The organism is Streptomyces sp. NPDC033177, from assembly GCF_055577715.1.
Window position 1 is genome coordinate 466,387 of record NZ_JBVIPS010000003.1, and the last position, 12,026, is coordinate 478,412.

11 protein-coding genes are annotated in these 12,026 nt (G+C 70.2%); 5 read left to right on the top strand and 6 right to left on the bottom strand.

The window, feature by feature from the left end; translation table 11 throughout:
* Positions 1–540 precede the first annotated feature (540 nt).
* The gene (locus ACZ5U5_RS13315; RefSeq protein ID WP_469020223.1) at positions 541–2,601 is read left to right on the top strand and encodes a SpoIIE family protein phosphatase; all 2,061 of its coding nucleotides are present in this window, start codon (positions 541–543) and stop codon (positions 2,599–2,601) included.
* Between the two features lie 4 nt (positions 2,602–2,605).
* Here the strand turns inward: ACZ5U5_RS13315 and ACZ5U5_RS13320 are convergent, their stop codons facing one another.
* The gene (locus ACZ5U5_RS13320) at positions 2,606–2,785 is read right to left on the bottom strand and encodes a transposase family protein (protein WP_469020225.1); all 180 of its coding nucleotides are present in this window, start codon (positions 2,783–2,785) and stop codon (positions 2,606–2,608) included.
* A 231-nt stretch (positions 2,786–3,016) separates the two neighbouring features.
* Here ACZ5U5_RS13320 and ACZ5U5_RS13325 point away from each other — a divergent pair, with 231 nt between their 5' ends.
* Positions 3,017–3,817, top strand: a complete 801-nt coding sequence (locus tag ACZ5U5_RS13325; protein ID WP_469020857.1) for an endonuclease/exonuclease/phosphatase family protein — start codon at positions 3,017–3,019, stop codon at positions 3,815–3,817.
* A gap of 20 nt (positions 3,818–3,837) precedes the next feature.
* Here ACZ5U5_RS13325 and ACZ5U5_RS13330 read toward each other — a convergent pair whose 3' ends face one another.
* The 4 genes from ACZ5U5_RS13330 to ACZ5U5_RS13345 form a co-directional block, all read right to left on the bottom strand.
* The gene (locus tag ACZ5U5_RS13330) at positions 3,838–4,845 is read right to left on the bottom strand and encodes a DMT family transporter (RefSeq protein WP_469020227.1); all 1,008 of its coding nucleotides are present in this window, start codon (positions 4,843–4,845) and stop codon (positions 3,838–3,840) included.
* Positions 4,846–4,964: 119 nt separating this feature from the next.
* Complete coding sequence (gene uvrA, locus ACZ5U5_RS13335; protein WP_469020230.1) at positions 4,965–7,460, bottom strand: excinuclease ABC subunit UvrA; 2,496 nt, start codon at positions 7,458–7,460, stop codon at positions 4,965–4,967.
* Positions 7,461–7,541: 81 nt separating this feature from the next.
* Positions 7,542–8,036: a hemerythrin domain-containing protein gene (locus tag ACZ5U5_RS13340; protein WP_469020232.1), complete on the bottom strand. Its 495-nt coding sequence runs from the start codon at positions 8,034–8,036 to the stop codon at positions 7,542–7,544.
* Positions 8,037–8,223: 187 nt separating this feature from the next.
* Positions 8,224–8,712, bottom strand: a complete 489-nt coding sequence (locus tag ACZ5U5_RS13345; protein ID WP_469020233.1) for an ATP-binding protein — start codon at positions 8,710–8,712, stop codon at positions 8,224–8,226.
* 281 nt (positions 8,713–8,993) lie between these two features.
* On the opposite strand from ACZ5U5_RS13345, the gene ACZ5U5_RS13350 reads away from it, so the two are divergent.
* From ACZ5U5_RS13350 to ACZ5U5_RS13360, 3 genes are read left to right on the top strand one after another with little or no spacing between them, the layout of a single operon-like run.
* Complete coding sequence (locus tag ACZ5U5_RS13350) at positions 8,994–9,803, top strand: alpha/beta fold hydrolase (RefSeq protein WP_469020236.1); 810 nt, start codon at positions 8,994–8,996, stop codon at positions 9,801–9,803.
* A complete protein-coding gene (locus tag ACZ5U5_RS13355; protein ID WP_469020859.1) occupies positions 9,803–11,125 on the top strand; it encodes a SpoIIE family protein phosphatase in 1,323 nt (440 codons plus the stop codon). The genes ACZ5U5_RS13350 and ACZ5U5_RS13355 overlap by 1 nt, the downstream gene beginning before the upstream one ends.
* Positions 11,122–11,502, top strand: coding sequence for an STAS domain-containing protein (locus ACZ5U5_RS13360; RefSeq protein ID WP_469020237.1), 381 nt, complete (start codon positions 11,122–11,124; stop codon positions 11,500–11,502). The genes ACZ5U5_RS13355 and ACZ5U5_RS13360 overlap by 4 nt, the downstream gene beginning before the upstream one ends.
* Positions 11,503–11,514: 12 nt before the next feature.
* Here ACZ5U5_RS13360 and ACZ5U5_RS13365 read toward each other — a convergent pair whose 3' ends face one another.
* Positions 11,515–11,982, bottom strand: a complete 468-nt coding sequence (locus ACZ5U5_RS13365) for a peroxiredoxin (protein WP_469020238.1) — start codon at positions 11,980–11,982, stop codon at positions 11,515–11,517.
* Positions 11,983–12,026 lie beyond the last annotated feature (44 nt).

Genomic DNA, 12,026 nt, shown 5'->3' on the forward strand with positions numbered 1-12,026 from the left:
TTCGGGGGCGGACGGCCGGGGGGCTCTCGTGAGGTGTCTCTCCTGGAGCGTCGAGGCCCTCGACTTGTGCAGCGATCTTCCGTCTCCTTGCTCCCGGGCCCAGTGCGGGCGGAGGGTCACCCGCATGCCGTCGCTACCAACACCGCCTGCCCTGAAGGAGTTTCGCCCCGGCGTGCCGGAATTGACGTTCGAGCAAAGGCAGTTGCCGACCGACTCGCGGACACGGGCGGCCCGACGGCGCTCGACGACAGCGCCACGGCTCGACGCTCGGCCGTATCGACCGTACCGGCTCTAGATCACATACGGTTTCTCGGCCTCTCTGTGCGAAGTGGCGCGACACCTTGGCATATGCCCCGCGCAGTCCAGTAAGGCTCTGGCCAGGCGCTATGGCTTGGGAAATATGCCAGGGGCGCCGCTCTCATCGGCTCCGGCCTCTGCCATCGCAGCCCTGCCAGGTCGTGCTGAGGTCAGGCGCGGGTGAGCATGGAAGGGGCCGGGTCCCGGCGATGGGCAGGGCGCGCGAGGCGGGAGGCGTTCGGCATGCGCGACAGCGAAGCGGAATCCGGCGCCGATGGTCTCGGTGGGACCGTGCCGCCGGGCGGGCTCATGGACCTGCTCGGCGTCTGCGCGGTCGTCCTGGACCAATCAGGGCGCATCGTGCTGTGGAGCCCGCAGGCCGAAGAGGTCTTCGGCTACACGGCCAAGGAGGCGCTTGGCTGCTACGCCGCGCACCTGCTCGTCGACCAACGGCACCGCGACCTGGCGGCCGGACTGTTCTCCGAGGTGATGGCCACCGGGACGAGCTGGGCCGGGGCCTTCCCGGTCCGCCACAAGGACGGGGTCAACCGACTCGTGGAGTTCCGCAACATGCGGCTGCTCGACGAAGGCGGTGAGGTCTACGCACTCGGGATCGCGGCCGGCCGGCAGGTGCTCCACCGCATGGAGACCGGCCTGGCGCTGTGCGAGAAGCTGGTGTCCCAGTCGCCCATGGGACTGGCGTTGCTCGATCACGAACTGCGCTATCTCCTGGTCAATCCCGCACTGGAACGGATCAACGGCCTGTCGGCGGCCGACCACATCGGACGCCGCCCCCGTGACATCCTCACCTTCCTCGACGTCGAGACGATCGAGTCCTGCTTGCGCGAGGTTCTCGCCACCGGGACACCGATCATCGACCGCTACGCCGTGGGCCGCACCCCCGCCGATCCGGACACCGACCATGCCTGGTCGGTGTCGTACTACCGCCTGGAGGGAGCCCACGGGCAGCTGATGGGGGTGGCCAACTCGGTGGTGGACATCACCGAACGCCACCGTGCCGAGGCCGAGGCGGAGCGGGGACGCCGCAGACTCGCCCTGCTCGCCACGGCCGCCGCGACCGTGGGCACCACGTTGGAGGTGGAGCGGACAGCTCAGGAACTGGCCGACGTGATGGTGCCAGACCTGGCCGACATCGCGGCGGTGGACATCCTCGACTCGGCACTCGAGCTGCGGCACGGCGCCGCCGGCGACGGACCGCGCCGGTTCAGGGCGCTGGGTCTGGCGAGGGCCTACCCCTCCGAAGCGGCCGTGGCCGCCGACCAGCTCGGCGACCTGGCCTCGTACCGCGCGGACCGCCTGATCACCCGCTGCGTCCGTACCGGCCGGCCCGTCCTCGTGCGCGATGTCGGCGCGGCGGACCTGGAGCACATCGCCCGTGACCCGGACGCCGCGCGGCTCCTGGCCCGTTCCGGCGTCCACTCCTATCTCGCGGTGCCGCTCACCGCCCACCAGGAGATCCTGGGGGCCGTGGACCTGGTGCGCGCCCGCAACGCGGAACCGTTCGACGACGACGATGTCCTGCTGGCCGGGGAACTCGCACACCGGGCCGCCATCGCCATCGACAACGCCCGCTGGCACCAGAGCATCCGCCTCACCGCGGAAACCCTTCAGCGCAGCCTCCTGCCCGGGCCCCCGCCGCCGTTGCACGGCCTCGACATCGCCTCCCGCTACCAGCCGGCCCAGATTTCCTGCGCTGTGGGCGGCGACTGGTACGACGTCATCCCCCTGGACGGCGACCGCACCGCCCTGGTCGTGGGCGACGTCATGGGCCACGGGATCGACGCCGCCGCGACGATGGGCCGCCTGCGTACCGCCACCCAGGCCTTCGCCGACCTGGCCATGCCTCCCGACGAGGTACTGCGCCACCTCGACACGACCACCACCCGACTGGAAACCCACATCGCCACCTGCGTCTACGCCGTCTACGACCCCCACCGCCACACGTGTCACATCGCCAACGCCGGTCACATGCCTCCCGTGCTGATCCCCCGTGGCGGCCCGCCGCGCCTGCTGGCACTGCCCGAGGGCACCCCCCTCGGAGTCGGGCACGCGCAGTACCGCACCACCGGGGTCGAGCTGCATCCCGGCGACCGCCTCGTCCTGTATACCGACGGGCTGGTCGAGACCCGCCATCACACCATCGACGAACGCCTGGACGAACTTCTCCGCCTCCTTGAGCACAGCGGCCCCCTCCAGGCCACCTGCACCCACCTCCTGGAGGCCCTGTGCGACGGGGACACCACAGACGACATCGCGCTCCTCATCGCGCAGGCCAGGGCGTAGAGCGTCAGGCGGGCTTCGGCGGACAGAGGATCGTCGTGTCCAGCGGACCCAGCGTGACCACCGATTCGGAGACCCCGGAGGTCCAGACGGTGTCACACACAGTGCAGGTGAAACGGTTGGAGAGGCCGTCGGTGTGACGACCGCAGCTCGGGCACTGCTCCGTCGTGAAGTACGTGTCCGCCATGGCTGTGCCCCCGTCACTAGTCTTTCGTCCGGTCAAGGCTGTAGGTCCCGCTGTGCTCCCGAACACCTACGGGACATGTACCGGATGATGCCCTACCCGTGAAGGGGCGGAAGCGCGTGTACCCGGCGACCTCGTCCCATAGCCTCATCCGTGGAGACGACAGATGCCGTGTGCATCCACACCGAGGAGGCGCCGGTGCGCGCAAGGACCACGCGATGGCTCGCGGGCGTCATGACCCTGGCCTGCATCGTGCTCATCGGCCCCAGCGCGCCACATGATGCTCTCTTCGGCGGGGCACGGCCCGTCGACGCCGTCAGGGATGTCGTGCCGAACCGGGTCATGACGTGGAACATCTGCAACCCCTGCGAGGAGAGCGATGTGGACCGGGCCGCGGAGATCGCCTCGTACGCGCCCCAGGTCATCGGTCTGCAGGAAGCGTGTGTGGGTGACGTCCAAAGGATCCGGGACTACCTGGAGCACCTGCACGGGCTGGTCTACCACGTCGAGTACGGCTCGGTGCTGAGCAGTTGGGGCCGCTGTGGGGGAGTGCCCTGGAGCCCGGGCGGCTTTGGTCAGGCGGTCCTCTCTGCGGCGCCGATGACCGACCGGGTGAACGAGGAGTACCCCGACGGCGGCTCCGAGGACCGCGGGTACATGGCGGTCACCACGAAGGTGGGTGGGCGGTCCGTGCGGGTCTTCAACACGCACCTCGCCCAGCGGCAGCAAGAAGAAGTCCGGGCGGACCAGGTCGGTGTACTGGCCACCGCCGTCGCCCGGCACGACCGCGCCATCGTGCTCGGCGACTTCAACGCCGTGCCGGAGGCTCCGGAGCTCTCCCGGATATGGGATCTGGCCGCGGACACGGACGAGCAGTGCCGCCCCTCGTCCGTCGGCACCTGCAAGCCGACCACCGACTGGCTCAGCAAGTTCGACTACGTCTTCCTGCGCGGCATCGCCCCGCTGAGGCACCGCGTACATCTCACCTCGTACTCGGACCACAACCTGCTGCACACCGATGTGGACCCGGGCTGACCGGTGCGGGAAGCGGCACTTCAACCTCGCGCGGACGGACCGTCCACTCGCTCCGCGTCCGCGGTACGCACCGCGCTGCCCGAAGCGACCACCCGGCCCGTCCGCGTGCCCGTGAGCGCCGCGAGTGCCACCGCCGCCAGGGCCAGCGCGACGCCCGCGACGGTGGCCGTCGTGACGTCCGTGTCGCCGTGCGGCAGCAGCAGGTCGAGGGCCAGTGAGCCGACCAACTGGCCGGTGATCGTGCACAGCCCGAGGAGTAGGACGCCGAGTTTCTGCACCGCGGCGACCGCGATGGTGATGAAGGAGATGCCGACGAGGCCGCCGAGGTAGACGTACGGCTCGGTCGGCAGGCGGGACGGGATCCCGGCGGCCAGGGCGTGCACCAGGAAGATCACGCTCAGCGCGGCGGTACCGGCGACGAAGTTGAAGAACGTCCCCGCGTACGCGGACCCGGCGGCGTTCTTCACATGTCCGTTGACCGCCTGCTGCCAGCTCACGCACACGCCCGCGACCAGCGGCAGCAACAGCGTCAAGTAGGGGAACCCGCCGCCCAGTTTGTCCGCCATCGACAGGCCCACGGCCGCGAGCACGAGCACCGCGCCGACGACCCTGCGCCGTGTGGGCCGCTGCGGTCCGGCGGGACCGAGCCCCATCCGGTCGAAGAGCAGGCCCCCGGTGACCTGGCCCGCGACGATCGCGACCGTGAACAGTGCGACCCCGAGCGCTCCGACGGTCAGTCCCTGCGCGAGCAGGAAGGCGGCTCCTCCGAAGCCGCCGAGCACCTGCCACCACTTCAGCCGCCTGTCGCGTACGTCCGCGAGCACCCGGCCGACCCCACGGCGCGGCCCGCGCAGGACGAGGAGCCCAAGAGTCAGTACGACGCATCCCGAGCCGAACGAGATCACCGCGGCCGCGAAACCGTCGCCGCCGAGCCCGGCGGCGAGCTCACCGGTGATGCGCGCTTGCAGGGATATCAGGGTGCCGGAGAAGACGGCGAGGAGCAGCCAGGGAGCTGCGGCGGCGGGCATGTGCGTACGACCTCTGGGTGGGGGTGACTGATCACTCCTTTCTAACTGATCAGTCCGTCGTCGGGCGGGGCGGGCCGGATGACGAGACATCCGGGGGCCGCCCGCGTCACCGGCCCCGCTCAGGAGCTCCGCAACCGCGGCGCGAGATAGCGGGCCGTGGCACTGCGTCTCGACCGGGCGACCTTGGCGGGTGTGCCGGTCGCCACCACCCGGCCGCCCGCGTCGCCGCCGCCCGGGCCGAGGTCGATGACCCAGTCGGCGATGGCGATCGTGTCGAGGTCGTGCTCGACCAGGACGACCGTGTTGTCGGCGTCCACGAGCCGGTGCAGCTGGCGGAGCAGCAGGGCGATGTCCGCGGGGTGCAGGCCCGCGGTCGGCTCGTCGAGCAGGTAGAGCGCGTGACCGCGGCGGGCCCGCTGGAGCTCGGTGGCGAGCTTGATGCGCTGGGCCTCACCACCGCTGAGCTCCGTCGCCGGCTGGCCGAGCCGCAGATATCCCAGGCCCACCTCCCGGAGCGTTTCAAGGCTTCGGGAGGCAGCGGGCACATCGGCGAGGAACGTGGCGGCGTCGTCGACGGACAGCGCGAGCACGTCCGCGATGTGCTTGCCCCGGTAGGTCACTTCCAGGGTCTCGGCGTTGTAGCGCGCGCCGTGGCACGTCGGGCACGGGGCGTAGGTTCCCGGCAGGAACAGCAGCTCGACCGTGACGAACCCTTCGCCCTGGCACGTCTCGCACCGCCCCTCGGGGACGTTGAAGGAGAAGCGGCCGGGCGAGTAGCCGCGCTCCCGGGCCTGGTCCGTCGCCGCGTACAGCTTGCGTACGGCATCGAACATCCCGGTGTACGTCGCCAGGTTGGAGCGGGGTGTGCGGCCGATGGGCCGCTGGTCGACGCGGACAAGACGGTCGAAGGATTCGAGGCCTTCCGCGTCTCGCACGTCGACCTCCAGCTCCGCCTCGTCGGACGTCCCGTGCTTTGCGTGTTCCTCGTCCTCGTCGGGTGCCAGCCCGAGGTGGCCGCGCACGACCTCGGCGAGCACGTGCGTGACCAGTGTCGACTTCCCGGAGCCGGAGACGCCGGTGACCGCCGTCAGCACGCCGAGCGGCACGTCCACGGACACGTCCCGCAGGTTGTGCCGGGACACCCCGCGCAGGCGCAGCCACCCTTGCGGCTTGCGGGGGCGATGGGCGACCGGCTCGGCGCGTCCGAAGAGGTAGCTGCTGGTGGCCGACTCCTCGACCTTTTCGAGTCCGGCGACCGGCCCGCTGTAGAGCACTCGTCCGCCTGCCTCGCCGGCGCCGGGCCCGATGTCGACGACCCAGTCCGCCCGCCGTACGACGTCCATGTCGTGCTCCACGACGAACAGCGAGTTGCCCGCGGCCTTCAGCCGGTCCAGGACGTCCAGCAGCGGCTCCGCGTCGGCGGGGTGCAGCCCCGCCGACGGCTCGTCGAGCACGTAGACGACGCCGAACAGCCCGGAGCGCAGCTGGGTGGCGATCCGCAGGCGCTGCGCCTCGCCGGGGGAGAGGGTCGTCGAGCGGCGGCCGAGGCTGAGATAGCCGAGCCCGAGGCCGAGCAGCACCTCGACGCGTGCGACCACGTCGGCGCAGATCCGTACGGCGACCTCGGTGCTCTCCCCGGACCGGGCGGACGAGGTGGCGGCCGAGGCCTCCGGGAGTTCCGCGACGGGCCGCAGCAGGTCCGCGACCTCGGCGAGCGGCATCGCGTTGACCTCGGCGACGGAGTGCCCCGCGAAGGTGACCGCGAGTGCCTCGGGCCGCAGGCCGCTGCCCTCGCACTCGGGGCAGGGCACCCCTTGGACGAACCGCATGGCGCGATCGCGCATCCGCTGGCTCTTGGAGTCGGCGAGGACATGCATGACGTGCTTGCGGGCGCTCCAGAACTTGCCGTAATAGCCGTAGTCGACGCGCCCCGGTTCGGGCTCGATGAGCACGGACGGCTGCTCGTCTGTGTAGAGCAGCCACTCCCTGTCCTTCTTCTTGAGCCTGCGCCACGGCCTGTCGATGTCGATGCCGAGGCCGCTCACGATGCTGCGCAGGTTGGCGCCCTGCCAGGCGCCCGGCCAGGCCGCGATGGCGCCGTCCCGGATGCTCAGCGACGGGTCCGGGACGAGCAGCTGCTCGGTGACGTCGTGCACGGCGCCGAGCCCGTGGCACTCGGGGCAGGCGCCCGCCGACGTGTTGGGCGAGAACGCCTCGGCCTCCAGCCGCTCGGCGTCCGGCGGATAGGTCCCGGCCCGGGAGTAAAGGATGCGCAGCAGGTTGGACAGCGTGGTGAGTGTGCCGACCGTGGACCGCGAACTGGGAGCCCCGCGGCGTTGCTGCAGCGCCACGGCGGGCGGCAGTCCGGTGATCTCCTGCACGTGCGGCGCACCGACCTGCTGCAGCAGCCGGCGGGCGTAGGGCGCCACGGACTCGAAGTACCGGCGCTGGGCCTCGGCGTAGAGCGTGCCGAAGGCGAGCGAGGACTTGCCCGAGCCGGAGACACCGGTGAAGGCGACCATCGCGTCCCGGGGAATGTCCACGTCCACGTTCCGCAGATTGTGCTCGTTGGCTCCCCGGACACGCACGCAATGGCCGGCCGCGTTTTCTTCCATGGAGTGTTCTTTAACCGTTCCGGCAGTGACGGCTGGCCGCCACGCGAATGAAACGGCGCCCGGTGAAGGCTCCCAGGAGCGTCAGTCCTTCACGATGCGGCGGACATTGTCGACGCTTCCGCAGCCCGCCTTGAGGTGTTTGTCACGCTCCTTGGTGAAAGCGGTGCCCAATTCCTCGCGGCGTTCCATGGCCACGTTCTCGCGTGCGCCGTTGAGGATCGTCCGCTCCTCCTCGTCGGTGTGGTGGGTCACCGCCTCGACGAGTTTCTCCAGCTTCTCGTCCCAGTCGTCGGAGCCGACGTCGTCCACTTCGAGGAGGGCGAGGAGCGCCTCGTTGCCCTCCTCGTGCTCTTCGACGCCGTGTTCGACCTCTTCGTTGTCGATGTCCCGGTAGCGCCTGAGGGCGGGGTAGACCTCGGCCTCCTCCGCGAGCGCGTGCGCGATGAGCAGGTCGGCGAACTTCTCCAGGGCTTTGGCCCGTTCGGCCTCCACGCTGCGCATGGCGCGGAACAGTTCTTCCATCCGCCGGTGATCGTCGAGGATCAGCTCCACGACGTCCGTTGCCTTGTCCGGCATGGGGGTTCTCCTTCTCGGCAGGGGGCAGGGGGAGCGGGCTCAGCTACGTTTCGATACGTTTCGTACAGATACCTAGCGCGCTCGCAGTTCCACGAGGTGCCTCATGTACCCGGCCGTCGCGTGTGTCACTCCTGCGGCCTACCGAGGGCGAGAGCTTCGGCGCCGTGAATTTCGCGCCGTGAGCGGATCAGGGAGCGCTGCGAGGAACGCCGGCTCCGCGGGCACCGGCGGCTGGTTCGCCGGCCAGGGCGATGTGGGCGGTGACGCGCTTGCCGGCCGGTTCGAGCTGGACGTGGAAATCCTGGGCGACGGCCTTGACGATCTCCAGGCCGTGCCCGCCGATTCTGTGCGGGTCCTCGGAGCGTGCGACGGGGCGCGTACGGGCGCTGTCGTGCACGGTCACCGCCACCGCGGAGTCCACGATGCGCAGCTCCATCAGCATCGGCCCGGGTGCGTACTTGCGGGCATTGGTGACCAGTTCGCTGACCACCAGTTGCGTCAGGTCCATCGCGCGGGCGGAGATGTCGACGTCCCCTTCCGCCTGGGCGCGGGTGAGGAAGTCGAGGGCGAGATGACGTGCTTCCGCGATGGAGGAATCGCCGTCGTTCAAAGGGACGGCGAGGCCCTCGAGCTGCGCTGCCGTCGACCCCTCGCCGCCACTGCCGGCTGACTCCATTTCCTCTCCACCTTCGTCCCCGCGTCCCCGTTTCCCGCTCCCTTACCCTGCTGGACGCGTCACATTCTGATCTGGCCCAGATCGATGATCCGTTCGAGCAGCGTCCGGGACCCGCGCCGCACCAGCGAGTGCAGTCGAGAACATGGTGACAGACGCACGCCAGGGACGCCCCGTGCTTCACGCCCGTACCCATCGCGAGTGGAATGACGTGCGGACACGCGGCGCGGGCGTGCGGCGGCTTCGATGAAGCAGTCGGCGGGGATTCTGCGACGATGTGGCCCATGGTTGCAGTGAGCAGAAATCATGTGACGGTCACCGGCCGCCCCGGAGGGCCTGTGGTGATGCTGGCGCACGGCTTCGGATGCGACCAGAACATGTGGAGGCTCGTGGTGCCGCTCCTCGAGCGCGAGTACACCGTGGTCCTGTTCGACCACGTCGGAGCCGGGCGTTCCGATCTGTCGGCGTGGAGCGAGGAACGCTATTCCTCGCTCGAGGGCTATGTGGAAGATGTGCTGGAGATCTGCCGTGAGCTGGCGCTCGGCCCTGTGACGTTCGTGGGGCACTCGGTGAGCGCGATGATGGGTGTCCTCGCCGCCGCGCGGGAGCCGGAGGCGTTCGCCGGTCTGGTGCTGCTGGCCCCGTCGCCGTGTTTCATCGACGATCCGGCCGAGGGGTATCGCGGCGGCTTCAGCGCCGAGGACATCGATGAACTCCTCAGCTCGCTGGACGCGAACTATCTGGGCTGGTCGGGCGCCATGGCCCCGGTGATCATGGGCAATCCCGAGCGGCCGGAACTGGGCGAGGAGCTGACCAACAGCTTCTGCCGCACCGATCCGGACATCGCCCGCGTCTTCGCCCGGGTCACGTTCCTCTCCGACAACCGCGAGGACCTCGCCAAGGTGAGCGTGCCGACTCTGGTCGCGCAGTGCTCCCGTGACGCGATCGCGCCCCCGGAGGTCGGAGCCTTCGTCAACGACCGGATCGTCGGCAGCCGTCTCGTCACCCTGAACGCGACCGGCCACTGCCCCCAGCTCGCCGCACCGGAGGAGACGGCCGCCGCGATCACCGACTTCGTCGGAGGCGCGAGATGATGATGAGCAGGACCAGCGACGGCGGGGGCTGCGAGCCCTCGGAGCCGGAGGAACAGCCCGAGGAGCAGCCCGGAGAACAGCGCGGGGAGCAGCCAGAGGAGCGGTCCGCGGGCGACTCCGCGGCGTTCTCCGCGCTCCTTGAGGACAGCCCCGAGGATCTGTACGAGCACGCGCCGTGCGGATACCTCTCCACGCTTCTCGACGGCACCATCGCCAAGATCAACATGACGCTGCTCGACTGGCTCGGATACGCCCGCGAGGATCTGGTGGGCCGCAAGGCGTTCTCCGACCTGCTGACCGTGGGTGGCCGGCTCTACCACGAGACGCACTTCGGGCCCCTGTTGCAGATGCAGGGCGAGCTCAGCGGTGTGGCCCTGGAACTCAGGACGGCGGACGGCCGCCGCCTGCCCGTCCTGGTGACCTCCACGGTCAAGACCGGCAGCGACGGACAGCCGCTGCTCATTCGCACAACTGTCTTCGACGCGCGTGACCGCCGCTCGTACGAGACCGAACTGCTGCGCGCCAGGCAGGAAGCGGAACGCGAGCGCGAGGAACTCAAGCGGCTCAACGCCGTCCTCCAGCAGACGCTGTTGCCCCCGGCGCTCGTGAGCGTGCCAGGTCTTGAGGTGGCCGCGCACTACCACATCGCCTCCACGGACATGGTCGGAGGCGACTTCTACGATCTGTTCCCGCTCGCCGCCGGGACGTGGGGACTGTTCCTGGGGGACGTGTGCGGCAAGGGCGCCGCCGCCGCGGCCATCACCTCCCTGGCCCGCTACACCCTGCGTGCCGCCGCCGTCTACGATCCCGATCCGGTCGCGGTCCTCGCCAACCTCAACACCGTCCTCAACCACGAGTACAACGGTGACGATCCCCGCTTCTGCACGGTCATCTTCGGACTGCTCACCCCCGACCCCGACGGGGGCGGCTTCCGCGTCACCCTGGCCAGCGGCGGCCACCCCCCGGCCCTGCTCATGCGCGCGGACGGCAGCGCCGACCAGTTGCCCACTCCCGGCGGACAGCTCATCGGGGTCCTGCCCGACGCGCACATCGCCACGACGACCGTCTGCCTCGCGGCGGGCGACACCCTGCTGCTGTACACCGACGGCCTCACCGAAGCGCACACAGCTTCGAACAGCGACGACGACCGCTACGGGGACGAAGCTCTCCTCGGCTTCACCCAGGCGCTGGCACCGACGACCGCACCGGCCGCCGTCGCCGCGATCCGCGACCTGCTCGACACCTTCGGCGCCGGCGTCGAGGACGACACCGCCCTTCTGGCCATCAGCGTGCCCCTGCCGACCAGTGAAGAGCAGCCGTGACCCAGCTCGCCATCCGCACCCGGACCGCGGCCACCGGACCCGTCGTCGAACTGACGGGAGAGTTGGACCACGAGAGCTGCTCCCAGCTCCGCGGAGTCCTGCCCGGACTGGCCCTGCGGCGGGGGCAACAACTCGTCGTCGACCTGACGGGCATCACCCTCTGCGACTCGAGCGGCATCAGCGCACTGATCGCCGCCCGCAACCACGCCCTCGCCGCCGGCGCGGCCATCGCCCTGGCAGCGGTGCCGGGGCGCATCAGCCGCATCCTCGCGCTGGTGGGCCTGAGCCAGGTCTTCCCCACGTATCCCACGGCGCACGCGGCGGAAGCGGCCTGGCCACCGTCCGTAGCCCGCCCCGGGACGGGATACGGCGGTTGAGCCGAGGCGGACCTACTGGTCGGCGATGGACTGTAGCGCCGCCAGTGCCCGGTCCGCGTGGGCGCTCATCCGGAACTCGCTGCGGACCACCTCGATCACGCGCCGGTCGGTGCCGATGACGAAGGTGGCCCGCTTGGTCGGCAGGGGGCCGAAGCCGCGTGCCACGCCGAACCGGCCGCGCACGACGCCCTCCGGGTCGGACAGCAGAGGGAACCCGAAGGTGTGCCGCCCCGCGAACTCCCGCTGGCGCTCCACCGCGTCCGAGCTGATCCCCACCGGCCTGGCGCCCACCGCCGCGAACTCCGCCGCCAGGTCCCGGAAGTGACAGGCCTGGGCGGTGCAGCCGGGAGTCATGGCTGCCGGGTAGAAGAACAACACCACCGGCCCTTCGGACAGGAGCGCGGCAAGGGACGTGGACGCGCCCGTCTCGTCGGGCAGGCTGAAGTCCTCGACGAGTGACCCGACTTGCACGCGGCTCATCGCTGAACTCCTTGCCCGGGGCGGAGGAGAACGGGACGAGGTGG